Annotated in this window: 23 protein-coding genes; 10 read left to right on the top strand and 13 right to left on the bottom strand. The window is 74.1% G+C overall.

What is annotated here, in order from left to right:
• Positions 1-84: 84 nt before the first annotated feature.
• A complete protein-coding gene (locus AB0G01_RS30220) occupies positions 85-1,287 on the bottom strand; it encodes an aromatic acid/H+ symport family MFS transporter (protein WP_360952447.1) in 1,203 nt (400 codons plus the stop codon).
• Positions 1,288-1,323: 36 nt separating this feature from the next.
• Positions 1,324-2,892 (bottom strand): benzoylformate decarboxylase, encoded by a 1,569-nt coding sequence (mdlC, locus tag AB0G01_RS30215; RefSeq protein WP_360952444.1) that lies wholly within the window; start codon positions 2,890-2,892, stop codon positions 1,324-1,326.
• A gap of 115 nt (positions 2,893-3,007) precedes the next feature.
• On the opposite strand from mdlC, the gene AB0G01_RS30210 reads away from it, so the two are divergent.
• Positions 3,008-3,916: a LysR family transcriptional regulator gene (locus AB0G01_RS30210; protein ID WP_360952441.1), complete on the top strand. Its 909-nt coding sequence runs from the start codon at positions 3,008-3,010 to the stop codon at positions 3,914-3,916.
• 36 nt (positions 3,917-3,952) lie between these two features.
• Here the strand turns inward: AB0G01_RS30210 and AB0G01_RS30205 are convergent, their stop codons facing one another.
• Complete coding sequence (locus tag AB0G01_RS30205; protein WP_360952438.1) at positions 3,953-4,426, bottom strand: SRPBCC domain-containing protein; 474 nt, start codon at positions 4,424-4,426, stop codon at positions 3,953-3,955.
• A gap of 656 nt (positions 4,427-5,082) precedes the next feature.
• On the opposite strand from AB0G01_RS30205, the gene AB0G01_RS30200 reads away from it, so the two are divergent.
• The 4 genes from AB0G01_RS30200 to AB0G01_RS30185 all read left to right on the top strand — a co-directional run bounded on the left by AB0G01_RS30200 (position 5,083) and on the right by AB0G01_RS30185 (position 10,036).
• Positions 5,083-5,253 carry a hypothetical protein gene (locus AB0G01_RS30200; RefSeq protein ID WP_360952435.1) on the top strand — a complete coding sequence of 57 codons (171 nt, stop codon included), beginning with the start codon at positions 5,083-5,085 and terminating at the stop codon, positions 5,251-5,253.
• The gene (locus AB0G01_RS30195) at positions 5,250-7,469 is read left to right on the top strand and encodes a TOMM precursor leader peptide-binding protein (RefSeq protein WP_360952432.1); all 2,220 of its coding nucleotides are present in this window, start codon (positions 5,250-5,252) and stop codon (positions 7,467-7,469) included. The genes AB0G01_RS30200 and AB0G01_RS30195 overlap by 4 nt, the downstream gene beginning before the upstream one ends.
• Positions 7,470-7,498: 29 nt before the next feature.
• A complete protein-coding gene (locus AB0G01_RS30190; RefSeq protein ID WP_360952430.1) occupies positions 7,499-7,690 on the top strand; it encodes a hypothetical protein in 192 nt (63 codons plus the stop codon).
• 111 nt (positions 7,691-7,801) lie between these two features.
• On the top strand, positions 7,802-10,036 hold the full coding sequence (locus AB0G01_RS30185) for a histidine kinase (RefSeq protein WP_360952427.1): 2,235 nt from the start codon (positions 7,802-7,804) through the stop codon (positions 10,034-10,036).
• A gap of 93 nt (positions 10,037-10,129) precedes the next feature.
• Here the strand turns inward: AB0G01_RS30185 and AB0G01_RS30180 are convergent, their stop codons facing one another.
• The 7 genes from AB0G01_RS30180 to AB0G01_RS30150 form a co-directional block, all read right to left on the bottom strand.
• Entirely contained in the window at positions 10,130-10,735 is a 606-nt protein-coding gene (locus tag AB0G01_RS30180; protein ID WP_360952424.1) for a response regulator transcription factor, read from the bottom strand.
• A gap of 146 nt (positions 10,736-10,881) precedes the next feature.
• Positions 10,882-11,214, bottom strand: a complete 333-nt coding sequence (locus AB0G01_RS30175) for a helix-turn-helix domain-containing protein (RefSeq protein WP_360952421.1) — start codon at positions 11,212-11,214, stop codon at positions 10,882-10,884.
• A gap of 137 nt (positions 11,215-11,351) precedes the next feature.
• Positions 11,352-11,636 (bottom strand): helix-turn-helix domain-containing protein, encoded by a 285-nt coding sequence (locus tag AB0G01_RS30170; RefSeq protein ID WP_360952418.1) that lies wholly within the window; start codon positions 11,634-11,636, stop codon positions 11,352-11,354.
• Positions 11,637-11,812: 176 nt separating this feature from the next.
• The gene (locus AB0G01_RS30165) at positions 11,813-12,703 is read right to left on the bottom strand and encodes a transporter substrate-binding domain-containing protein (RefSeq protein WP_360952415.1); all 891 of its coding nucleotides are present in this window, start codon (positions 12,701-12,703) and stop codon (positions 11,813-11,815) included.
• Positions 12,696-13,484 (bottom strand): amino acid ABC transporter ATP-binding protein, encoded by a 789-nt coding sequence (locus AB0G01_RS30160; RefSeq protein WP_360952453.1) that lies wholly within the window; start codon positions 13,482-13,484, stop codon positions 12,696-12,698. Before AB0G01_RS30160 ends, AB0G01_RS30165 begins: the two co-directional genes overlap by 8 nt.
• Positions 13,484-14,284, bottom strand: a complete 801-nt coding sequence (locus AB0G01_RS30155) for an amino acid ABC transporter permease (RefSeq protein ID WP_360952412.1) — start codon at positions 14,282-14,284, stop codon at positions 13,484-13,486. Before AB0G01_RS30155 ends, AB0G01_RS30160 begins: the two co-directional genes overlap by 1 nt.
• A gap of 115 nt (positions 14,285-14,399) precedes the next feature.
• Complete coding sequence (locus AB0G01_RS30150; protein ID WP_360952409.1) at positions 14,400-15,011, bottom strand: proteophosphoglycan 5; 612 nt, start codon at positions 15,009-15,011, stop codon at positions 14,400-14,402.
• Between the two features lie 21 nt (positions 15,012-15,032).
• On the opposite strand from AB0G01_RS30150, the gene AB0G01_RS30145 reads away from it, so the two are divergent.
• The 5 genes from AB0G01_RS30145 (at position 15,033) to AB0G01_RS30125 (ending at position 20,279) form a co-directional block, all read left to right on the top strand.
• Positions 15,033-15,551, top strand: coding sequence for a WGR domain-containing protein (locus AB0G01_RS30145; protein WP_360952406.1), 519 nt, complete (start codon positions 15,033-15,035; stop codon positions 15,549-15,551).
• A gap of 81 nt (positions 15,552-15,632) precedes the next feature.
• Positions 15,633-16,796 (top strand): hypothetical protein, encoded by a 1,164-nt coding sequence (locus AB0G01_RS30140; RefSeq protein ID WP_360952403.1) that lies wholly within the window; start codon positions 15,633-15,635, stop codon positions 16,794-16,796.
• A gap of 193 nt (positions 16,797-16,989) precedes the next feature.
• A complete protein-coding gene (locus AB0G01_RS30135) occupies positions 16,990-17,838 on the top strand; it encodes a class II glutamine amidotransferase (protein ID WP_360952400.1) in 849 nt (282 codons plus the stop codon).
• Positions 17,839-17,929: 91 nt separating this feature from the next.
• A complete protein-coding gene (locus AB0G01_RS30130) occupies positions 17,930-19,252 on the top strand; it encodes a glutamate decarboxylase (RefSeq protein ID WP_360952450.1) in 1,323 nt (440 codons plus the stop codon).
• Positions 19,253-19,430: 178 nt separating this feature from the next.
• Positions 19,431-20,279 (top strand): alpha/beta hydrolase, encoded by an 849-nt coding sequence (locus AB0G01_RS30125; RefSeq protein WP_360952397.1) that lies wholly within the window; start codon positions 19,431-19,433, stop codon positions 20,277-20,279.
• A gap of 3 nt (positions 20,280-20,282) precedes the next feature.
• Here the strand turns inward: AB0G01_RS30125 and AB0G01_RS30120 are convergent, their stop codons facing one another.
• From AB0G01_RS30120 to AB0G01_RS30110, 3 genes are all read right to left on the bottom strand, one after another.
• The gene (locus AB0G01_RS30120) at positions 20,283-21,257 is read right to left on the bottom strand and encodes a LysR family transcriptional regulator (RefSeq protein WP_360952394.1); all 975 of its coding nucleotides are present in this window, start codon (positions 21,255-21,257) and stop codon (positions 20,283-20,285) included.
• A 129-nt stretch (positions 21,258-21,386) separates the two neighbouring features.
• Positions 21,387-22,826 carry a S1 family peptidase gene (locus AB0G01_RS30115; protein WP_360952391.1) on the bottom strand — a complete coding sequence of 480 codons (1,440 nt, stop codon included), beginning with the start codon at positions 22,824-22,826 and terminating at the stop codon, positions 21,387-21,389.
• Between the two features lie 287 nt (positions 22,827-23,113).
• Entirely contained in the window at positions 23,114-23,902 is a 789-nt protein-coding gene (locus tag AB0G01_RS30110) for a molybdenum cofactor biosynthesis F family protein (protein WP_360952388.1), read from the bottom strand.
• Positions 23,903-23,930 lie beyond the last annotated feature (28 nt).

The raw sequence follows: 23,930 nt of genomic DNA, 5'->3' as shown, positions 1-23,930 counted from the left end.
TGGGGGCGCTCTACTGGATGTGGCTCAACGACCGGCGGCGGCGCACCGATGAGACGCCGGGCCGGTCGCGCGGACCCGGTGGGATCAGGTGGTGACCTCGCGCGGTTCGGGGTCGCGGGCCAGCAGGAGGACCGCGCCCAGCGCCAGGGCCGCCACCGCCGCGAAGAACCAGAACCCCCACGGGTAGGCGATGCCGGCCGTGACCAGCGCGCCGGTGACGAACGGGCCCACGATCGACCCGACCCGGCCGACGGCGGAGGTGAAGCCCAGCGCGGTGCCCCGGGCTCGTGCCGGGAACGCCTGCGACACGTACCCGTAGATCAGCACCTGCGCCGAGAACACGAACACGCCGGTCAGCAGCACCACCAGGTTCAGCAGCAGCGCGTTGTCCACGCGCAGGCTCAGCGCGGCCAGCAGCACCGCCGACGCGCCGAACCAGATCACCGCGACCGGCTTGACGCCGTACCGGTCGGCGATCAGGCCCGCCGCGAGCAGGCCGAGCACCGCGCCCACGTTGAGCACCAGCAGCAGGGTCAGCGCGGTCGAGATCGGGTAGCCGGCGGTGCGCATGAGCTGCGGCAGCCAGGTGTTCAGGCCGTAGACCAGCAGCAGGCCCATGAACGAGCCGATCCACACCGCGATGCTGGTCCGCCGGTAGCGCGGGCCGATCAGGTCGCGCGGCGAGAGCCGGTCGGACCGGTCCCGGGCCTCCAGGAACGCGCGGGACTCCGGCAGCCGCCACCACATCAGCGGCACCACGATCAGGCCCGCGACCCCGCCGCCGTAGAACAGCAGGTGCCAGTCGTCGCCCGCGGACAGCGCGAGCACCGACATCAGCACCGCGCCGACGTGGTAGCCGGTCATGGTGACCGTGCTCGCGCTGGCGCGGCGGTGGGCCGGGAGGTTCTCCGCCATCACGGTCAGCGCGATCGGCATGCACGCGCCCAGGCCCAGGCCCGCGACGAACCGCAGCAGCGCGAACACCCACACGCTCGGGGACAGGGGGATCACGAGCGTGAACAGGGAGAACAGCAGGACGGAGCCGATCAGCAGCCGGCGGCGGCCGAACCGGTCGGTGAGCGGGCTCAACCCGGCCGCCCCGATCGCGACGCCGACCAGCGACAGGGTGGCCACCAGCGTCGCGCCGGCCGGGGTGAAGCCCAGGTGCCCGGTCTTGAGCAGGGTCGGGATGGTCGCCGCGAAGGCGACCAGGTCGTAGCCCTCCAGCAGGACGGTCAGCCAGCAGAACACCGCCGTCCAGGTCGAGCGGGGTGGAGACGTCGCCATTGCCGTGCTCCTTCCGCCGGCTGACGGGTCAGCCGGTCACTCCGGGGAGGTGGGGAACGTGTCCACCTGGATCAGCCGGAGACCCGGGGTCTTGAGCTCCGCCCGCAGCTCCTCGACCCCGGTGACGGTGGTCGCGGGGACGCCGTAGCCCTCGGCGATGCGGGTGAAGTCGAGGCCGGGGATCTCGGTGCCGGGCACGTCGGGCGTGCCCAGCAACTGCCCGAACCAGCGCAACGCGCCGTACGTGCCGTTGCGCAGGATCACGAACGTGACGGGCACGCCGTACTGCGCGGCGGTCCACAGCGCGGTGATGCCGTAGTTCGCGGAGCCGTCGCCGACCACCGCGACCACCGGCCGGTCCGGGCGGCCCATCGCCATGCCTACGGCGGCGGGCAGGCCGAAGCCCAGGCCGCCGGAGGCCGGGAAGAAGTACGAGCCGCCCCGGCGCAGGTCCATTTGCCGCCACCAGGCGGCGTTCGTGGAGGTCGACTCGACGACGTAGACGGTGTCCTCGGGCTGGGTCTCGCGCAGCGCCGCGAACACCTGCTCGGGGTGCAGCGCGCTCGGGGCGGTGGCCGGCTCGGGGTTGGGCTTGAACGAGCGCGGGGTCGGCCGGGAGGAGGTGCGGGCGATCAGCGCCTCGACCACCGCGCCCGGGTCGGCCACCAGGGCCTCCCCCATCGGCGCGCGGGCCGCCGCGCCCGGGTCGTCGGTCACCTGCACCAGGTGGCTGCCCGCCGGCAGGTACGCGCCCGGTACGTGCTGGTGGTAGCGGAACACCGGGGCACCGAGCACGAGGATCAGGTCGTGCCCGGCGAGCGCGTCGGACACGGCGGCGATCCCGGCGGGCAGCACGCCCCGGAACAGCTCGTGCCGGTTGGGGAACGGCAGCCGGTAGGGCGACGGCGCGACCCACGTCGGCAGCGACCGGTGCTCGGCCAGGGCGACGACCCGGTCGAACAGGCCGGCCGCGTCGATCTCGCCGCCCAGCACGAGCGCCGGGTTGCGGGCCGCCTCGAACCGCGCCACCAGTTCGGCGAGCTGGAACTCCGAGGGCTGCGAGCCGCGCCGGACGGTGCGGTCGAGGGTGACCGACGCGCTCTCGTCGACCTCCTGGCCCCAGTCGTCGTAGGGCACCGACAGGTAGGTGGGCCGGCGGTGCAGTTCGGCTTCGAACAGCGCCTGCGCGACCGAGCGCGGCACGTCGCCTGCCGTGGCGGGTTCGCCGGACCAGGCCACGAGCGGGCGCATCAACTGCGGGGAGTCGACGTTGGCGAGCATCGCCTCCAGCCCGATCGCGGACCGGACCTGCTGGCCCGCGGTGAGCACCAGCGGCGAGCGGGAGTAGACGGCGTTGGTGAGCGCGCCCATCGCGTTGCCGGAGCCCGCCGCGGCGTGCAGGTTGACCAGCACCGGGCGGCCGGTGGCCTGCGCGTAGCCGTCCGCCATGCCGACCACGACGCCCTCGTGCAGGCCCAGGACGTAGCGGAACGCCTCCGGCAGGTCGGCCAGGAACGGCAGCTCGTTGGAGCCGGGGTTGCCGAAGATGGTGGTCAGACCTCGGCGTTCGAGGAACTCGTGGACGATCCGGCGGACGGTCGGCAAGGGGTCCTCCTCGGTGGCGGGGTCGGGGCGCGCCCCCGGTTCCCCAGACCCTAGGAACCTGCCGGAGTGTGTTCCAATAAATGTTCGACGACGGCGACATAGATGGGATCTATAGTTGCGGGACTTCGACCTGAACCTGGTGCGCACGTTCGTGCTGCTCTACGAGACCCGCAGCGTCACCGCGACCGCCGAGGCGTTGCACGTGACGCAACCGACGATCAGCTACAGCCTCCAGAAGCTGCGCCGCCGGTTCAGCGACGAGCTGTTCCGGCGCGCGAAGGGCGGGCTGGTCCCGACCGCGACGGCGCGGTCGCTCTACGAGCCGCTGCACGCGGCGCTGGCGGGCATCGAGGAGGCGGTGAGCGGCGCGTGGCCGTTCGACCCGGCGACGGCGCACGCCGCGTTCACCCTCGCGCTGTCCGACCTGGGCGAGGTGTCCCTGCTCCCCCGGCTGATCGCGGCGCTGCCCGCGCAGGCACCGGGGGTCACCTTCACCGTCCGGCCGCTGGACGTGGTCAACGCGCCGGACCTGCTGGGCCGGGGCGAGGTCGACGCGTTCATCGCGTCACCGCTGTTCAGCACGCCCAGGGTGGCCCGGATACCGCTGTTCGCGGAGGGCTACGTGGCCATGGTCGCGGCGTCCCACCCGCGCCTGCGGGGCGACCGGGCGACGCTGGCGGAACTGGCCGCCGAGCGGCACCTCACCGTCTACGGCCCGACCGGGCACGAGGGGCCGCGCCGGGCGCTGGAGGCCCACGGCCTGGGCCACCGGGTGGTGGTGGAGACGACCAGGTTCACCTCCCTGCCCTACCTGGTGCAGGAGGACGACCTGGTGGCGATGGTGCCCCGGCTGGTGGCGCGGGTGTTCACCGCGACCCACCGGGTCCGGCTGCTGGACCTGCCCTTCGACATCGAACCGGCCCAGGTCTCGATCTACGCCCGGCACGCCCACGCCCGCAGCCCGGCGCAGTCGTGGCTGGTGGACTTCATGACCCGGGCGCTGACCACCGAGCCGCCGGCGTGATCGCGGGAGCGGGGTCGGCGCTCGCCGCCCGGTGTCCTAAGTGGACAGCCGGATGCCGTACTCGGCGTAGCAGCGGACCAGGGTGAGGGCCTCGCCCCACCCGGTGGAGCACTCGGCGAACCGGCGCAGGCCGGTGTCGGTCTGCGGCAAACCGGTCTCCACCACCTGCAACCACGTCCCGTGCACGTGCGGCACGGTGGTGAAGGTGACCAGGGACGGCGGCGAACCCCAGGTGAAGGCGAACCTCTCCCCCGGCTCGCAGGCCACCACCTCGCCCTCGTCGGTCACGTCCGAACCGTCCTCGGTCCAGCCCTTCCACACCAGGTGCACGCGGCTGCCGACCTCCGGGCCGAACGACGAGCCGTCGGTGAACCACCGGTCCCAGGCCGGGCCGCTGCTCAGCAGGTCGAACACGACCGGCGGCGCGGCGCGGACCAGGGTCGAGTGCAGGATCTCCGGGACCCGCACGACGGCGTCCCCGGCGCGGACCGCCGCTTCGGCGCTGCTCATCGCCCGTCCTCCCCGACCCGTCGCATCACGGTCGGTCGGGTCACGGCAGGTCGCGTCACGGCAGGTCGCGTCACGGCAGGTCGCGTCACGGCAGCCACGCCGGGCGAGACCCGCTCGACGAGTGCCGCGCGGGTACCGGTGCCGACCCGGGTGGTGCCTCGGCGCATGGGCGAGCCTCTCTCAGCGACAATCGGCGTGGGCCACCTGTCCACGTTCCCAGAGCGGGCCGTCCACCGACAGTGCGCGGGCCCGCTGTTCCGATCTGAAGAACGTTCACCGGGGACGCGGGGAAAACATGCTTCGGCACACCGAATAACCACCGCGAAAGCACCCTCCCGACACCGTACCGGCCGCAGCCCGGCAATCGGCCCACGAGTTCCGGACCGGTGACGACGTGGTCGCCGTCGTGGTGCGCGACGGCGCGGCGTCCGTGGCCCCCGACCTCGCCGGACGTGGTCGTGGACAGTGCCACCGAATGCCGCGGATTCCGGTGCGCGGCGAATCCGAAGGGCGTCGGGTCACCCGGGCGACGGCGGCCGAATGGTCGTGAAAAGAACACGTAGTCGCGGTTATGGGCACACTGGTCGACCAGTGCCGGGAGCAGAACACTGCACGCGCGAGCTATCCGGCTCAGTCCCCGACCACGGAGGTCTTTCGTGAACGACGCCAGTCGACAGCTCCTGCTCAGGCTCACCGAACTGGGCATCGGTCCGGGCGACGCCTCGGGCCTGCGCATCGACACCTACGACCACCGGTCCGACGACGCGAACGCCGCGCTGCGGCCGACCGTCTGCGCCAGCAGCGTCACCGCGCCCGCGCCCCGATGACCACCGTCGCCGGGGGCGCGGGCCCGTACCTGGGGTTCAAGCGCCACCTGCGGGCGGAGACGGCGGGTTCCGGAGAGGCGTACCTGTTCTCCGAGCACGACGTGACCGTCCTCAGAGGACAGCACGTGTCCGCGCTCACCGCGCTCCTGGACGGCCGCCACGACCTCCGCGACGTGCTGGCCGCCGTGCCGGGCGACGCCGCGGACGTGGCCGCCGCCCTGCTGCGGCTGGGCGACGAGGGCCTGCTGGCGGCGCACGCCCCGGTCGCGGACCCCCCGGCGACCGCCTACTGGGACGCCGCCGGCGTCGACCGGCCCGCCGCCCCGGGCCGGGTGCGCGTCACGGCGCTCGGCGGGCTGGACCCCGAGCCGACCGGGCGGGCGTTGCGGGACAGCGGTTTCGACGTCGTGGCCGATGGTCCGGCCGCGCTCACGGCGGTGCTGTGCGCGGACTACCTGGACCCGGGGCTGGCGCGGGTCGACGCCGGGCACCGCGCGAGCGGGACGCCGTGGCTGCCGGTGAAACCGGTCGGCGCGACGATCTGGGTGGGCCCGGTGTTCCCGTCCGCCGGGCCCGGCTGCTGGCACTGCCTGGCCGCCCGCCTGCGGCGGCACCGCAGGGCCGAGGCGTGCGCGCAGCACGCTTTGGGCCGCACCGGTCCCGCGCCCACGCCGCCGTGCTCGCTGCCGCCGCTGGTCGCCACGGCGGTCAACGTCGCCGCCTTGCAGATCGCCCACTGGCTGGCCGGCCACCGGCACGCCGGGCAGCGCGCGGTCTGGACGATGGACAGCCTCACCCTGCGCGCGGAGCACCACGAGCTGCGCCCGGACCCGCAGTGCGCGTCCTGCGGGACACCGGGCCTGGTGCGCGCCAGGGCGTGGCGGCCGGTCCGGCTCGCGCCGCGCGCCAAGGCACCCGGCGGCGAGCGCGCGCTGTCCCCCGGCGAGGTGCTGGCCCGGCACGGGCACCTGGTCGGACCGGTCACCGGGATCGTGAAGCGGATCGAGCCGGACGGCCCGGAGTTCTTCAACTGCTACCGCTCCGGCCCGAACGTGGCCGCGACGGTGACCGACCTCGACGGGCTGCGCTCCGCGCTGCGGTCGCACAACGGCGGCAAGGGCGTCACGCCGCTGCACGCCGAGGTCAGCGCGTTGTGCGAAGCCGCCGAGCGGCACTCGGCGCTGTTCCACGGCGATGAGGAACGCCTCCGGGGCAGCCTGCGCGGCTTGGGCGAGCGCGCCGTGCACCCGCAGGACCTGATGCTGCACGACCCGCGCCAGTTCACCGACCGGGACGGCTGGAACGCGGCCCACGCGCCGTTCCAGCACGTGGTCGCGCCGTTCGACCCGGATGCCGAACTCGACTGGACGCCGGTGTGGTCGGTGACCGCCCGGCGGCACCGGCTGGTGCCGACCGCGATGCTCTACTTCGGCGTGCCCACCGGTCCGGAGGGGGCGAGCCTGCGCGCCGACTCCAACGGCACCGCTGCGGGCGGCAGCGTCGAGGACGCGGTGCTGCACGGCTTGTGCGAGCTCGTCGAGCGCGACGCGGTGGCGATCTGGTGGTACAACCGGCTGCGCGTGGCCGGCGTGGACCTCGACGCGTTCGCCGACCCGTGGGTGGACGAGTCCCGCGCGCAGCACGCCCGGCTCGGCCGGCGCGTGTGGGTGCTCGACGTGACCTCGGACCTGGGCGTGCCGGTGCTGGTGGCGCTGTCGGCCCGCGCGGACACCGGCGGACAGGTGGTGCTCGGCCTGGGCGCGCACCTGGACGCGCGGACCGCCCTGCGCCGCGCGGTGGCCGAGCTGAACCAGATGATGCCCGCCGTGCTCGCGGGCGCGGCCCTGGCCCCCGACGACCCGGACCTGGCGCACTGGTGGCGGACGGCGACCGCGACCGGGCAGCCCTACCTGTCCCCCGCGCCGGACCTGCCCGCGCGCCGCCCGGCGGACTTCCCGCGCGCGCCCGCGCAGGACCTCGCGGCCGACGTCGACCTGGTCCGGGAGCGGGTCGAGGCGGCCGGGGTGGAGGTGCTGGTGCTGGACCAGACCCGGCCGGACGTGGGTGTCCCGGTGGTGAAGGTGCTCGCGCCCGGCCTGCGCCACTTCTGGGCCAGGTTCGCCCCCGGCCGGCTGTTCGACGTGCCGGTGGCGCGCGGCCTGCGGGACCGCCCGACGCCCTACCACCGGCTGAACCCGATCCCCGTGTTCCTCTGAGCCGGGCGCGATCACGTGCCGACGGCCGGATGCGGTCGCACCGGCACTCGGCGGCGCGGGCGGCCACCGCGCTGAGCACCACCACAGCCGTGGTGGACCTGGCGACGTCGCTGCGGGTGGCCCGGCCGGCGTGGTGCACCCGCCGGCCGGCACCACCGCCCGCCCCGGCCCCGGACCGGCCGCACCGGACCGCTGCCCCGGACCGCCGCTCCCGCACCTGACCTCGGCGGATGCCCGAGGTGGCCCGACCACCGCCGGTTACGATGGGGGTTCGCCCCGCTGCGGGAGAATCGGGTCTTCCCCACCACCGGCGACCAGGAGACGGAGGCGGCGTGCGGGCCATCAGAGTCGGCCGGGGCGTGCGGCTGGCCCCCTGGCTGGCGGTGGCCGTCGTGTCCGCCGTGTTCTGCGGCTACAGCGTCGTCGGGCCGCTCCAGGTGTTGCTGACCGGGCCGTCGCCGGGACAGCTCGCGCTCGCGGTGGGCTGCCTGGTGGCGCTGCCGGCGTTGCAGCTCGGCTACTTCGGCCGGCACGACCGCGATCTCCACTCCCCCCTCGCGCTGGTGGCGCTGGGGACGCAGGCCGCGCTGGCGTTCGGGCCGCTGCCCGAGTTCGGCCAGGCGTGGATCGGGATGCCCAGCTTCTTCCTCGGCAGCCTGCTGCTGGTGTGGCCGTCGGCGGCGGGGTGGGCCGCGTTCGCGGCGGGGCTCGGCGCGGTCACCCTCGTGCAGAGCCGGATCAGCGAGAACCCGCTGGACGTGGTGTACACGCCGCTGGGCGTGATGGTGTTCGCGCTGTCGGTGTACGGCATCACCCGGCTGTCCCGGCTCATCGGCCAGCTCGCCTCGACCCGGGCCGAGCTGGCCGGCGCGGTGGTCGCCGAGGAGCGCCTCCGGTTCGCCCGCGACCTGCACGACCTGCTGGGGCTGAGCCTGTCCGCGATCACGTTCAAGACCGAGCTCGCGCACCGGTTGCTGCGGGTCCAGCCGGAGCGGGCCGGGCAGGAGCTGGACGAGGTGCTGGCCGTGGCCCGGCGCGCGCTGGGGGACGTCCGGTCGGTCGCGGGCGGGTACGCGGCGCTGTCGCTGGAGCAGGAGTGCGACAACGCGTGCGCGGTGCTGCGGGCGGCGGGCGTGGCGGTCGACCTGGACCGCGCCGACGACGGGTTGCCCGAGGACGTGCGGTCGGTGCTGGCGACCGTGCTGCGCGAGGCGGTCACGAACGTGCTGCGGCACAGCAAGGTCGAGCGGTGCTCGGTGTCGGTGCTGGTCCGCGACGGCCGGGCGTGGCTGGAGGTGGTCAACGACGGCGTCCCCGACCGGCCGGACGAGGTGCGCGCCGGCAGCGGCCTCGGGAACCTGGCGCACCGGGTCGGCGCGCTCGGCGGCGAGCTGCGCGCCGGACCGGACGGGCCGGGCCGGTTCCGGCTGACCGCCCACGTGCCGGCCACCCCGGGCCGGGCGGACGAGCCGCGCCGCCGACACCCCCGCCCCACCGAGGCGGGGGTGTCGACCGCGCTCACCGCGCTGGTGCTGGTCGGGTTCTTCGCCGCGGCGGCGGTGCACCTGCTCTACCTGACGGCGGACCCGGTGGCGCTGGTCGTCGGCATCGGTGGCGCGGCGGGTCTGCTGGCCGTGCAACTGGGGTGCTTCAACCGGACCGGGCCGCGCACGCGGCCCCGGCTGGGCCGGCTCGCGCTGCTGGTGCAGGCGGCCCTGGTGTACCTGCCGCTGCCCGTGCTCGGCGTCGCCTGGGTGAGCCTGCCGGGCTTCCTGGCCGGGTCGGCGCTGCTGGTGCTGCGGCCGTGGGCGGCGTGGACGACGTTCACCGCGGTGGTGGTGAGCGTGGGCGTGGTCCAGGAGGTGCTCGCCCGCGACCACCTCGACGTGGTGTTCAACGTGGTGGCGACGTTCGTGAACGGCCTGGTGGTGTTCGCGCTGGGCACGCTGTCGCGGGTGGCCGCCGAGGTGCGGCAGACCCGGGACGAGCTGGTCGGGCTGGTGCTCACCGAGGAGCGGCTGAGGTTCGCCCGCGACCTGCACGACCTGCTCGGGCTGAGCCTGTCCGCCATCACCATGAAGAGCGAGCTGATCCGGCGGCTGATCGCGACCGACCCGGAACGCGCCGAGCACGAGCTGGTGACCGTGCTGGACCTGTCCCGCCGGGCGCTGGCCGACGTCCGGTCGGTCGCGCGCGGCTACCGCGAGTTCCCGGTGGAGGAGGTCCAGTCGGCGCTGGCGTCGCTGACCGCGACCGCCGTCGTGGCCGACGTGGAGCGCGACCTGGGCGAGCTGCCGCTCCCGGTGCGCGGCGTGCTCGCGGCCATCGTGCACCACCGGGCGGCCCGCCTGCCCGAGGACGTGGGCTACCGGTGCCAGGTCGGCGTGGAGCGCCGGGACGCGGGCGCGGTCGTCTCGGTGACCGACCGGCACGACGGGCCGGACGACGCTCCCCCGCTGCGCGCCCGGCTGGCCGAACTGGGCGTGGAGCTGGTGGTGCGACCGCTGCCGTCCGGGCGCACCCGGTTGACCGCGGTGATCGCGGACGCCCGCGCGCCCCGCTGGTGACGCCCATCCCCCGGGAACCGGCTTCAGGACCCGAGGGACTGTCCGCACAGCCGGTGGGGGTGGTCGGGGTCGATCACCGGTGGCGGCCCGGCCCTAGAGCCAGCCGGACTCCTTCGCGATGCGGATCGCGTCCACCCGGTTGCGGGCCTGGAACTTCGTGACGATCGTGGTGAGGTAGTTGCGCACGGTGCCCGCCGACAGGTACAGCCGGGCCGCGATCTCGGTCGGGTTCGCGCCCGCCGCGGCCAGCCGCAGCACCTCGATCTCGCGGCTGGTCAGCGGGCAGTCGGCGGAGTCCCACGCGGTCAGCGCGAGGTCCGCGTCCACCACCCGGCGGCCGGCGGCGACCCCGCGCACCGCGTTGGCCAGCCGGTCGGCCGGGGCGTCCTTGAGGATGAACCCGCCGACCTTCGCGGCCAGCGCGCGGCGCAGCGTGCCGGGGCGGTTGAGACTGGTCAGGATGAGGGTGCGGCAGTCCGGGAGGTGCGCGTGGAGCTCACCGGCCGCGGTCAGGCCGTCCATGCCGGGCAGGTCGACGTCGATCACCGCCACGTCCACCCGGTGGGCGCGCGCGGCGGGCAGGATGGCGTCCCCCGAGGCGACTTCGGCCACGACCTCGATGTCGGGTTCGAGGTTCAGCAGGGCGACGAGTGCGCCCCGGACCATGTGCATGTCCTCGGCGAGCAGAATCCGGATCACGGGCGGACCTTTCGGGTGGCGCGGTCCCTTCGTTGTACCACCCTCCGATTCCACGCCCGTGCGCTGAACGGCCCCAAGCCGCGAGCAGGGCCGGGAGCAGCGCTTTCACCTCGGCCGCCGCCACTCGTCCGGGGGCGGCCGGTGGGTCAGCCCACCCCCGCCGCGCGCCGGTACTCCCGAGGCGGGCAGCCGTAGGTCTGCCGGAAGACCCGGCTGAAGTACGACGAGTCCGGCATCCCCCACCGCGCGCCGACCACGCCCACCCCGACGCCGTCCGCGATCAGGTCGCGCCGGCACCGCTCCAGCCGCCGGTCGCGAATCCACCGGGCCACCGTCGTGCCCTCGGTCTCGAAGAGCCGGTAGAGCTGCCGCGTCGACACGTGGTTGGCCGCCGCGACCCGCTCCGGGGTGAGCTCCGGGCCCGACAGCCAGGCGTCGATGAACGCCTTGACGCGGTGCAGCAGAACGGGATCGCTCACGACGCGCGGACACGACGCGGGGAGCCGCCCACCGGGGCGAGCCGGTCCGGGTGCATCTCGGATCTGCCTGGCATTCGAGGAACTCCTTCGGTGTCGGTGCTCCCCGAAGGTACGAACCGGCGACGCCGGGCGGACAGTCAACGCTCTCGGGTGAACTGGTACTTTTCGCGGACCTCCCGGCGAGAGTCCCCCGGGCTGCCGCCGGTCTCGCGCTTGACGAACCGCCCGAAGCCGGAGGCGTCCTCGAACGCCGGCCGCTGCGCCACCCGGGCGGCGCTGAGCTCGGTGCGGGCGAGCAGCCGCTTGGCCTCCAGTGCCGGCGCGGCCCGGATCACCGCGCCGGGCGTCTTGCCGGTGACCGAGCGCTCGGCCAGCACGTGCTCGTCCACCAGGCGCGTGAACTGCCACGCCGAGGACGACACCGGCGCACCCGGTGCTCGCCGGTCAGGTACAGGATCTCGTAGAAGTCGTGCCGGTGCGGGAACCGGGCGCGGGTGAACGCCCCGATCTCGTCGAAGGTCCCGATGGCGAACGGCGACAAGCCGGACGGCACCGGGACCTCGATCTCGTGCAGCGGCAGCGGTTCCGGCCGCCCCGTTCAGCTACCCGACGTGGCCAGGTTCACCCCCGGCTCGGCCAGGGGGCGGAGCCCGTACCGGCCGATGATCCGGTCCAGCGACCCGTCGGCCTTGAGCGCCTTCAACGCCGCCAGCAGCGCGTCGGCGAACTGCTCGTCGTCCTTGCGCAGGTACATCCCCACGTAGGTCGGGGCGAAGTCCTCGGACACGATCGCGATCGGCGCGTTCTGCTCCTTGATCGCGTACTTGGCCTGCTCGGTCACCGCGACCTGGAAATCGGCCTGACCGGACCGCAGCGCGAGGTCCGCGTCCTGCGCGGTCGGGTACTGGGTGACCTCGACGGCCGGCTTGCCCTTGGTCAGGCAGTCCTGCGAGACCTCCTCGGCGTGCTGCACGTCCGTGGTGCCCCGGATGGTCGCCACCCGCTTGCCGCACGCGTCTTCCAGCGACTTGTACTTGCCTTCGTTGGACTTCGCGGTCACCAGCACGCTGGCCGACTGCATGTAGTCCACGAACAGGCCGACGCGCTGGCGTTCCGCGGTGTCGGACAGGCCGTCGTCGGCCATGTCGAACCGGCCGGCAGTGACACCGGGCAGCAGCGCCTCCCACGCGATGTTCTCGATCTCGTAGCGCAGCCCCAGCTTCGCGGCCACCGCCCGGCCCACCTCCGGCGTGATGCCACCGGTGATGTTGTTGTTCGAGTCGGTGAGCAGGTAGGGCAGGTTCGGCAGGGTGGTGCCGACCTTCAGCACGCCCGCGTCCTTGAGGCGCTGCGGCAGGAGGTCGTGCAACGCCTGGTCCTTGGCGGGCAGCGGCGCGTCCGACTGCGCCTGCTGCTGCGTCGCACCGGGGTCGCCGCACGCGGCGAGCAGACCGACGGCGGCGACGGCGGCGAGCACGTGTCTAAGCATGGTCGTGTTCCTTCCTGGGGCGGCGGACGTGGGCGAGGAAGGCCGCGGTCCGCTCCGATCGGGGCGACAGCAGCACTTGCGCGGCGGGCCCCGACTCGACCACCACACCGTCGTCCATGAACACCACGGTGTCCGCGACCTCGTGCGCGAACGCGATCTCGTGCGTGACGACGACCATGGTCATGCCCTGCGACGCGAGGTCGCGCATCACCATGAGCACCTCGCCCACCAGCTCCGGGTCCAGCGCGCTGGTCGGCTCGTCGAACAGCATCACCGACGGCTTCATCGCCATCGCGCGGGCGATCGCCACCCGCTGCTGCTGGCCGCCGGAGAGCTGCGCGGGCAGCTTGTCCGCGTGCGCGGCCAGCCCGACCCGGGCGAGCAGCTCGCGCGCCTCCCGCTCGGCCTCGCCGGCGTCGCGACCGAGCACCCGGACCGGGCCGAGCGTCACGTTCCGCACCGCCGTGAGGTGGCTGAACAGGTTGAACTGCTGGAACACCATGCCCATCCGGCGTCGGCTGCGCGCGATGTCGCGCTCGGCGCTCTCGTACAACCGGCCGTCACGGTGCTCGTAGCCCACCAGCACGTCGTCCACCTGCACGAAACCGGCGTCGACCGGCTCCAGGTGGTTCACGCAGCGCAGCAGCGTGCTCTTGCCGCTGCCGGACGGGCCGATCACGCAGACCACCTCGCCCGGCGCGACGTCGAGGTCCACGCCGCGCAGCACCTCCAGGTCCCCGAAGGACTTCCGGATACCCCGGATGCGGAGCCCGCCCACCATCACGACACCGCCCACCGTTCGAGGAAGCGCTGACCGACGCCCGCGACGGTGACCAGCACGAGGTACCAGCCGGTCGCGACCAGCAGCAGCGCGATCACCTGGTAGTTCTGCCCGTAGATCTGCTGCGCGCGGGTCATCAGGTCACCGCCGCCGATCACCGACACCAGCGAGGTGCCCTTGAGGATCAGGATGAACTGGTTGCCCAGCGCGGGCAGGATCACCCGGATCGACTGCGGCAGCACGATCATCCGGGTGGCGACCGACCGGGTCATGCCGATGGTCAGCGCGGCGTCGACCTGGCCGCGCGGCACCGCGAGGAACCCGCCCCGGATGATCTCCGCCAGGTAGGCCGCCTCGTGCAGCCCGAGTCCGAGCAGCGCGGCCAGGAACGGCGTGATGAGCTGGTTCGTCGGCGTGAACCCCACCGTGGGGAACAGCAGCGACAGGTTGAACCAGAACACGATCTGCACGACCAGCGGCACGCCTCGGAAGAACCACACGTACCCCGACGCGGCGGCCGACAGCACCGGGTTGCGCGACTGCATCATCATCGCCAGGCACGCGCCCAGCACCAGGCCGATCCCCAGGGTGGCGAAGGTGAGCACCAGCGTGACGCCGACGCCTGCCACCACCGGCGTCGAGAAGAAGTACTGCCCGACCACCGTCCATTCGAGATTCGGGCTGGCCGCGACCGTGCACGCCAACCAGCCCACCACGGCGACCAGCACCGCACCGAGCACCCACCGGGACACGAACCCTCGGCGGCGCACCACTTCCAGCGTGTGGAGCGTGTCCAGCATCGTCCTCCTCCCCTCCACCGGATAGGGAGGACGGTAGGTGGGGACGGGGTGCGGAACCTTGACTCTCCCTGCCAGGCTCACACCACGAGCCGGCAGGGGGTCCACAAAGGACCCGTCAGGGGCGGAACCTCCGCGCGGCGGCCGTACCGGCCGCCACGTCCCAGCTCCGGCCCACCACGGCCGCCACCTGCTCCTCGGTGACGTCGGCGTCCGCCGCGACCAGCGCGGCGACGGCGGCCGGGTCGGCCACCCCGTCGGGCGCGTCGCGGGTGAACTCCACGATCAGCTCGCGGCAGCGCAGGTCGTCGGCGGCGGGCAGGTTCATCGAGTCGAAGCCGTCGTCCAGGTCGTACGGGGCGCGCCGCCACCCGCCGTCCTCGAACCCGTACACGAAACCCACCCACACGCCGTGCTTGAGCGTGGACCGGACCGGGCCCGCCCACCAGTCGGGCGCACCGGCGAGCAGATCCGTCTCGGGTTCCTCGAAGTACTGAGCGGCGGTGGCGTAGTAGGTCTCGGAGTACTCGTGGTCGTGACCGAGCAGCACCGCCCGCTCCCCCACCAGGTGCAGGTCCGCCCAGTTGCCGCCGCCGTCGTCGTAGTGCCAGACCGGCCCGTCCGCGTGGCAGGTGTCGCCCCACCCGCGCGCCGCGCACACCGCGGCGAAGGCCGCCCACCGCCCCCGCATCCGCCGGGGATCGGGCAGTTCCACCTCGACCAGCGCCACCACGTCCTCCTCACACCGGGAATGCCCCCGAGCCAGCCTAGACGGCGGCCCGCCCGCGCACCGACCGGTGACGGGTCCGCGAAGTTCGGGGAGATCGGGCGGGCCGGTGCGAGCGTCACCGTCCGGTTCGGACGGATCGGGACGGAGGGGCGGACGGAGGAGCGGACGAAGGTCGAGGACCTCGCGTCCGAGGCTGCCGCGATCGCGCACGTGACCGAGCTGATCGCGGAGAAGGAGCGCAAGGACTACGCCGAACCCGCCACCGCCTCCCCGACAACAACCCAGGCGACCCAGGCTGGGACAGCCCCGGTCCCGGCAGGCCGACGCCGAGTGCCGCGCCCTGCTGACCGGCGCACCGGTACCGACCCGCGTGGAACCGCAGAAATTCGGACTGTGCAAGCGGAGGGAAACGCACGCCGTGCGACCCTCACGTCTCCAGGTCGAAGACGACCGGCGGCGGTTCCCGCGCCGCCAGCCGGTCAGACGACTTCCGTGCGAACGCCGGTCGAACGCCGGGGGCGTACGGTGAAGGACTGGTGAAGACATCACCGGCAGCGCGTTTCCGCTGTTAGCGTTTTGTCCTGCGTCGGCGCGGAACGGCCGTCCGGGGAGAGGACGAACGTGGGCAACGGAAGTGTGCGGCGGACCGTGGGCGGGCTGGCGGTCGTCGGCGTCGCGCTGGCCGTCGCACCCGGCTCCGCCGGCGCGGCCGGTCCCTGGCGTCCGACGTTCACCGACCTGGGCACGCTGCCCGGTGACGCGTGGAGCCACGCGGTCGCGGTCAACGAGCACGACGTGGTCATCGGGTCGTCCGGCAGGCGTGGCGCGTACCGGGAGGTCGCGGTCCGGTGGGACGCCGACGGCGTGATCTCCGCGCTGAACCCGTTGGCGGGGCACGACCGCTCGGTCGCCCACGCCGTCAACGACGCGGGTGTGGCCGTCGGCGTGTCGGCGGTGTTCAGCTCACCGCGCGCCGCTGTCCGGTGGGACCCCTCGGGACGGGTCACCGCACTGTCCACACCGGACGGTTTCACCTACGGGATGGCCCGCGCGGTCAACAACTCGGGATCGGCCGTCGGCCACGTCGGCGGGACCGGCACGCGCGCGGTGCGGTGGGCCCCGGACGGGACCGCGACCCTGCTGCCGCTCCCGCCCGGCCGGACGCAGTCCACGGCGAGCGGGATCACCGAGCGGGGCGTGGTGTACGGCAGCGCGGGCGACGGCGACGGCGGCGGCGAGCCGGTGCGCTGGGACCCGGACGGCACGGTCACCCGCCTGCGGGCGCTGCCCGGCGACGGGACCGCCGGGGTGTCGGCGGCCAACCGGCGCGGTGCCCTGGTCGGCGGGTCGGTCACCGGGTCCCGCTGGTCGCACGCGGCCCGCTGGGACGCGGCCGGCACGCCGGTCGCGCTGGGCGAGCTGCCCGGTCACACCGACAGCCGCGCCGCCGCCGTGAACGACTTCGACGTGGCCACCGGCTACTCGCACCGGGACGCCGGGCCCAAGCGCGCGGTCCGCTGGGACCGCACGGGCGCGGTCACCGACCTGGGCGTGTCACCCGGTTACGCGCACAGCGAGGCGGTGCGGATCAACAACGCGGGCCAGGTCGTCGGGGTGTACGAGGACGGCTCGGGCGTGCGCGTCCAAGCCGTCCGCTGGGGTCACGACGACCGGGCGGTCGCGCTGCCCACCGCGCCGGGCACCTCGCGCAGCAGGCCGACCGACGTCAACGACCGGGGCACGATCGTCGGCTACGCGGGCGACCACGCGGCCCGCTGGCGCTGACCCGCACACCCCGGCACCCGACCCCACACACCCCGACACCGAGCCGCGCACGCCACCCGCCAGCACCCGCCGCCACCCACGGCCGCGCACGTCGGCACCGGCCGGACCACCCGAACGGGGGCGCACGGCCGGCGGCGGCGCGCCGTCGGTGCTTGGCTGGGCCGGTGACCCGACCACACCTGGCAGGTGCGTGATGTGCCGGCTGTTCGGGCTGTCCGCCGCCCCGCTGCGGGTGCACGCGGCGTTCTGGCTGCTGGAAGCGCCGGACAGCCTGGCCCGGCAGAGCAGGCGCGAGCCCGACGGCACCGGCCTGGGCTGGTTCGACGCCGACGGCGCGCCGCAGGTCGACAAGCAGCCGATCGCCGCCTACGAGGACGAGCGCTTCGCGCGCGACGCCCGCGAGGTCGAGTCCACGACGTTCCTCGCGCACGTCCGCTACGCCTCCACCGGCGGTCTGGAGCCGCGCAACACCCACCCGTTCGAACAGCACGGCCGGCTGTTCGCGCACAACGGCGTGATCGGCGACCTGCCCCGGCTGGAGGCGGAACTCGGCGACCACCGCGACCTGGTGGCCGGCGACACCGACTCGGAGCGGTTCTTCGCGCTGATCACCCGGCACGCCGAGGCGCTCGGCGACGTCGGCGAGGGCGTCACCGCCGCCGCGCGGTGGGTGGCCGACACCCTGCCGGTGTTCGCGATCAACCTGGTGCTGACCACGCCGACCGAGCTGTGGGCGCTGCGCTACCCGGACACGCACGACCTGTTCGTGCTGCACCGCGACCCCACCGGGCGGCACCTGGAGCACGCGAGCGCGGCCGGTCGGATCCGCGCCCGCTCCGGGGCGCTGGCCGACCACCCGGCCGTCGTGGTCGCCACCGAGCGGATGGACGAGAACCCGGAGTGGCTGCCGCTGCGCCCCGGCGAGCTGCTGCACGTCGACGGAGACCTGCGCACGACCCGCCGCACGGTGGTCGACCACCCGCCGACGCACCCGATGTCCTTGCGCGCGCTGGGCGCGCGCGCCGCCGCGTCCCAACGGTGAAAGGCGAGAACCCGTGCCGCTCGACCACCCGCCGGACTCCGGCCGCGACCACGTCTCGGTCAACCCCGTGTTCACCGACGAGCCCACCCGCATCCCGCGCAACCGGCTCCCGGACGCCGAGCTCGACGCCGACACCGCCTACCAGGTGGTGCACGACGAGCTGATGCTCGACGGCAACGCGCGCCTGAACCTGGCCACCTTCGTCACCACCTGGATGGAGCCCCGGGCGCGGGCGCTGATGGTGGAGTGCTTCGACAAGAACATGATCGACAAGGACGAGTACCCGCGCACCGCCGACCTGGAGCAGCGGTGCGTGCGGATGCTCGCCGACCTGTGGCACGCCGTCGACCCGGACCACGCCACCGGCTGCTCCACCACCGGTTCCAGCGAGGCGTGCATGCTGGCGGGCCTGGCGCTCAAGCGCCGCTGGCAGCACCGCCGCCGCGCCGAGGGGCGGCCCACCGACCGGCCGAACATCGTGATGGGCGCGAACGTCCAGGTGTGCTGGGAGAAGTTCGCGAACTACTGGGACGTCGAGGCCCGGCTGGTCCCGATGTCGGGCGACCGGTTCCACCTCACCGCCGAGGAGGCCGCCGCGCGCTGCGACGAGGACACCATCGGCGTCGTGGCGGTGCTCGGGTCCACCTTCGACGGCAGCTACGAGCCCGTCGCCGAGATCTGCGCCGCGCTCGACGCCCTGCAAGCGACCACCGGGTTGGACGTGCCGGTGCACGTGGACGGCGCGTCCGGCGCGATGGTCGCCCCGTTCTGCGACCCGGACCTGGTGTGGGACTTCACCCTGTCGCGGGTGGCGTCGATCAACACCTCGGGCCACAAGTACGGCCTGGTCTACCCCGGCGTCGGCTGGGTGGTGTGGCGCGACGCGCACGCGCTGCCCGACGACCTGGTGTTCAAGGTCGACTACCTGGGCGGCGAGATGCCGACGTTCGCGTTGAACTTCTCCCGGCCGGGCGCGCAGGTCGTCGCCCAGTACTACACGTTCCTGCGGCTGGGCCGGGAAGGTCTGCGGCGGGTGCAGCGGTACTCGCGCGAGGTCGCCGCCGACCTGGCGGCGCGGATCGCCCGGCTCGGCGCGTTCCGGCTGCTCACCGACGGCACCCAGTTGCCGGTGTTCGCGTTCACGCTGGCCGACGGCGAGAGCGGCTACTCGGTCTACGACGTCTCGGCGGCCCTGCGGGAACGGGGCTGGCTGGTCCCGGCCTACCGCTTCCCCGCCGACCGGCAGGACCTGGAGGTGCTGCGGATCGTCGTGCGCAACGGGTTCAGCCACGACCTCGCCGACCTGCTGCTGGAGGCGTTGACCGACGCGCTGCCCAGGCTGCGCGCGCAGCACGCGCCGCAGCGCGGCGCGGAGTCCGCGTCGTTCTCGCACGGCGCGGCTTCTCCCGGCTGACCGGTCACCGCGTCCGGGCCGGGTGCCCCGCCCGGCACCGCGATCAGGTCGGCCGGCACGGTCCCGACGATCAATCCCGGCGGCATGACGACCGGTCCTGGCGCGGTTGGGTGCACCGTCGTCCTCGGTGACGTCCGAGTTAGGGTCCTGCCTCGGAACGCAACCGCAGGAGGCGCACGTGGGAACCACGCATTCGTTCGGCACGAGTGCGTACCTGGAGCTGGGCGGACGCCGCCTGCACCACATGTCGCGCGGCACCGGCGGCCCGGTGGTGGTGTTCGAGTCCGGCCTGGGCCTCTCGCGGTCCACGTGGGGACTCGTGCACCCCGCCGTCGCCGAGCACGTCCGGGCCGTGGTCTACGACCGGGCCGGGTTCGGCCGCAGCGACCCCGACCCGCGCCCCCGCACCCTGGAGCACCTCGCCGACGACCTCGGCGCGCTGCTGGACGCGCTCGGTCCGGGGCCGTTCGTCCTGGTCGGACATAGCTGGGGCGGGCCGATCGCGCGGGTCGCCGCAGCCCGCGACCCGGGGCGCGTGCACGGCCTGGTGCTGGTCGACCAGGCCGAGGAGAAGGCCGACCTGTACTTCACCCCCGCCGCGGCCAAGCGGTTCGCGCTGACCGCCCGGCTCACCCCGTCGTTGGCGCGCCTGGGCCTGTACAAGCTCCTGGGCGGCCGGGCCGGTCGGGTCCAGCCCGCCGACGTGCTCGCCGACCACCTCGCGGAGGACTTCGGCCCCGCCGCCGCCCGCGCGGTGGTCGCCGAGCTGGAACCGTTCCTGGACGAGCTCCGCGCGCTGCGCGAGAACCCGCCGGACCTGGGCGGGCTGCCGGTCACCGTGGTCACCGGCACCCGGTCGACCCGGCTGGACCGGGCGGTGCGCCGGGACCTGGTCGACGGGCACCGCCGCACCGCCGCCGCGCTGGCCAACGGCCGGCTGGTCGAGGCCGGGCGCTCGGGGCACCTGGTGCTGTTCGACCAGCCGCGACTGCTCGTGGACGAGATCCTGCGGCTGGTGCGGAGCTGACGGTCAGACCGCCGGCAGCAGTTCGCGGCCCCGTTCGCACCACCAGGCGTCGAACGCCGGGCTGCACCCCCGGCGGGCCGCGTACGCGACCATGACCTGGTGGTGGATCTCCTCGATGTGCTGGGCCACCACGGTGTCCGGCCGGTGGAACAGCCGCAGCTCCTGCCACATCGGCGTGCCCTCGATCGCCCGGACCACGATGCCGTCGGGGCGGTCGCGGCTGGTCGCCAGGGCCGGGCCGACCGCGAGCTTCGCCCCGACGAGTTCGAGCAACGTCGCGAGGCACTGCGGGTTGTGCGGCTGGCGCAGCGTCAGGCCGTGCTCGTGGCACACCTGGCTGAGGTAGGTCCACCAGCGGGTCGCGCCCGGCGGCTCGTCCACCCAGGCGTGGTCGAAGATGTCGGCCAGCGGCACCGGACCCGACCGGGCGATCGGGTGGTCGTGCGCCATCATCACGAACACCGGCTCGGCCGGGTGCACGACGACGCCGACCACCCCCGGCGGCGTGGTCAGGCCGGCCAGCGGCGGGCGGTAGACCAGGGCCAGGTCCAGTTCGCCGGTCGCCACCTTCTCCACGCTGATCCGCTCGTCCAGGTCCTCCTGGAGGCTCACCTCCGCGCACCACGGCTGCTCGCGCAGCCACCGGCTCACCGCGACGTGCAGGTACCCGCAGTAGCCGCCGACCCGCAGCGGGTCGGACGGGCCGCCGCGCCGGGACCACTCGCCCGCCCGCTCGGCGATCGCGGACATGCTGTTGAGCACCACGCGCGCCTCGCCGAGTACCTCCGCGCCCAGCGGCGTGGGCAGGCAGCCGTACTCGGCGCGGAAGAACAGCGCGCCGCCGACGCTGTGCTCGATGCGCTTGAGCAGGCCGGACAGCGCGGGCTGGGTCATGCCCAGCAGCCGGGCCGCCCTGGTCAGGCTGCCGGTGTCGTCGATCGCGGCCAACGCGCGCAGGTGGCGTACTTCCAGCTCCACGGGACCTCCGCACTCCCCGCGCAGGCGGCTCGCCCGCCCCCCGGGTGGTCTCGCGACCGTACCGCCGCGCGGCGCGCGCGGGAAAGGGGTCCGCAGCGCTGCGGACCCCTGACCCGGTGCGTGGGGGAACTAGGGCTTGGTCGTCTCCAGGGTGAACCGGCCGGACCCGCTGTAGGAGCGGACCAGCCATCGGTACTTGCCGGCCGTCCCGGTGTAGGTGACCGTCTCGGTCGAGGCGGGGCCCGCGCCGGACGCGACCGTGCGCCACGTCGTCCCGCTCTGCTTCTGGAGGTACAGGTCGAAGTCGGTGCCGGCGGGGCCCTTCAGGCAGCCCTTGTGCGCACCCGCGCCCGCGTCGTAGGAACCCGCCGCCGGCTGGACGGTGCTGCCGCCCGAGGTGACGTTGCCGGTCGCGGACGTGCCGCAGCCGGGCGGGGTGCCCGGTCCGCCGCCCGAGGTCAGCAGGGTGACGCTGTACGCGCGCAGGATCTCCGCCACCGGCTGGAAGTACGTGGTGGCCGCGCCGCCCTTGCAGTCGCCGGACCCGCCCGAGGTCACGCCCTGGGCCTGGCCGTCGGAGATCGCCGAACCGCCGGAGTCGCCGGGCTCGGCGCACGCCGTCGTCTCGATGGCCTCGTAGACCTGGCCGATCTCCGGGCCGTAGTCGACGGTCGCGTTGCGGGACCGGATGGTGCCGCAGTGCCAGCCGGTCGTGCCGCCGGAACGGCAGATGGACGCGCCGACCGGCGCTTCCTGCGAGCCCTTCACCGCGACCCGGCCGTTGTTGTAGTCGTTGACCGCGCCGACCGGGGTCTCCCCCGCGCCGGTGCGCACGAACGCCATGTCGTCGGTCGGGAAGCTGGAGCCCTCGAACCTGCCGCCCGGCTGGGTCGTGGTCTCGCCGACCTCGCCGCAGTGCCCGGCGGTGATGAACCCGCCCTGCACGGAGAACCCGACCGAGCAGCCGTACTGGCTGGTCCAGTACCGGTTGCCGCCGACCACGTCGATCAGCGGGCGCGGGCGCTCCAGGCTCTCCGCGTAGATCACCGCCGCCGGGTCGGCACCGGTGGCGGCGACCCACGCACGCGCCCGGTCCGCCGCACCGGGCGCGTGCTTGACCACGACGGCGTTCGCCGCCGGGTCGGTCCGCCACCCCGGCACCGACGCCGGGGCGCTCGTCGCCGAGCGGTCGAGCAGCACCTTGGCCGCGTCGAGCGCGGTTTCGGAGCGGGTGACGACCCGGGGCTCCGCGCCCCGGGCCCGCACCAGCGCGGCGGCGCGGTCGTCGGTGACCGCGACGACGAGCGTGCCCCGGTCGGCGTCGTACCAACTGCCGCCGAGGCGCGGACCGAGGGCCGCGCGCAGCCCCCGGTCCGCCTGGGCCGCGACGCGCTCGGCGGCGAGCCGGGCGACCGGGTCGGCGACGCCGAGATCACGCCGCATCGCGGCGAGCACCGGCTGTTCGGCGGCGAGGGGCGCACCGGACGCGGGCGGCACCGCCGCCGTGAAACCCCCGACGGTGGTCATCACCACCAGCGCGACCACCGGTGACAGGCGCAGTCTGGACATGCTGGATCTCCTCGCGGTGCAGGGGACCGCCGAAGGCCGCGCGGCAGGGAGCGCGGCGGAGGAGGGCTGTCGACGGCCCGCCCCGGCGGTTCACCCGAACGTAGTCCGCGCCCGTCACGGCCGGGGAGATCACAGATCGCCATAGCACCGGAAAACGCCTGGTCCCGGCCGTTCCGGGTGGGTCGGGGTGCGGCGGTGACACCGGGACCGGTCGGCGCGCGAGCACGTCGGCGCGCGGCCCCGCCGCTCGGACCGGTCCGAGCGGCGGGGCCGCGTGATCCGCCTGCTCAGAGGGCCGGGTCGTACTCCTCCGGGTGCACGGTGTTGCTCAGCAGCCGGCCGTGCGCGCCGAACGTGAAGTGGGTCGACCCCGCACCGGTCTCGTCCAGGCCGAACAGCACGCCGTGCGACCGCAGCCGGTGCACGTCGCGGTGGTCGGCGACGGTGACCGACGCGCACGGGATGACCTTCTCCCGCCAGGTGAACACGAAGATGCCGGGGCGTAGCTGGTAGGCCGAGTTCTCGTCGGTGTCCGCCAGGCCCTTCTCCGGACCGGCCAGGCACTGCCACGTGTACCAGTGCGGGCTGAGGTAGACGTGCTCGTAGGCGTGCTCGGCGCTGTAGATCCACATCGCCCGGCGGCCGATCAGGGAGCGGGTGGGGGCGGGCTCGGTGCCGGTCACCTCGGCGTCCCGGATGGTCGCGGGCTGGAACCGCTGGGTGACGCGCGGGGTGCCGGTCTCGTTGATCGTGGTGGTGACGACCAGGGCCCGGCCGTCGCGCAGGTCCAGGAACAGCGACACCGCTTCGCGCGGCCGGTCCGCCGGGTGGAACTGGGTGTAGTACAGGCCCTCGTCGACCAGGAACGTCTCGCAGTCGTCCACCCCTCGGTCCCACTCGATCCGGGTCCCGGCGAACCGCGCGGTGAGCAGCGGCCCGTCCGGGCCGTCCAGGGCGATCTCGCGACCGTGCAGGTCACCGACCGTGGCGGCCTTGTTCTCGTCGAAACCGGGGGCCAGGCCGTCCAGGGGCAGCCAGGTCGAGGTGTCCGACAGGGTCGATGCGGTTTCGGTCACGGGCGGTCCTTTCTCGACGTGACCGCAG

The sequence above is a fragment of the Actinosynnema sp. NPDC023587 genome, from assembly GCF_040640215.1.
Lineage (GTDB): Bacteria > Actinomycetota > Actinomycetes > Mycobacteriales > Pseudonocardiaceae > Actinosynnema.
The sequence above is the reverse complement of the archived record's forward strand: the minus strand, read 5'-3'. Positions and strand labels throughout refer to the sequence as shown.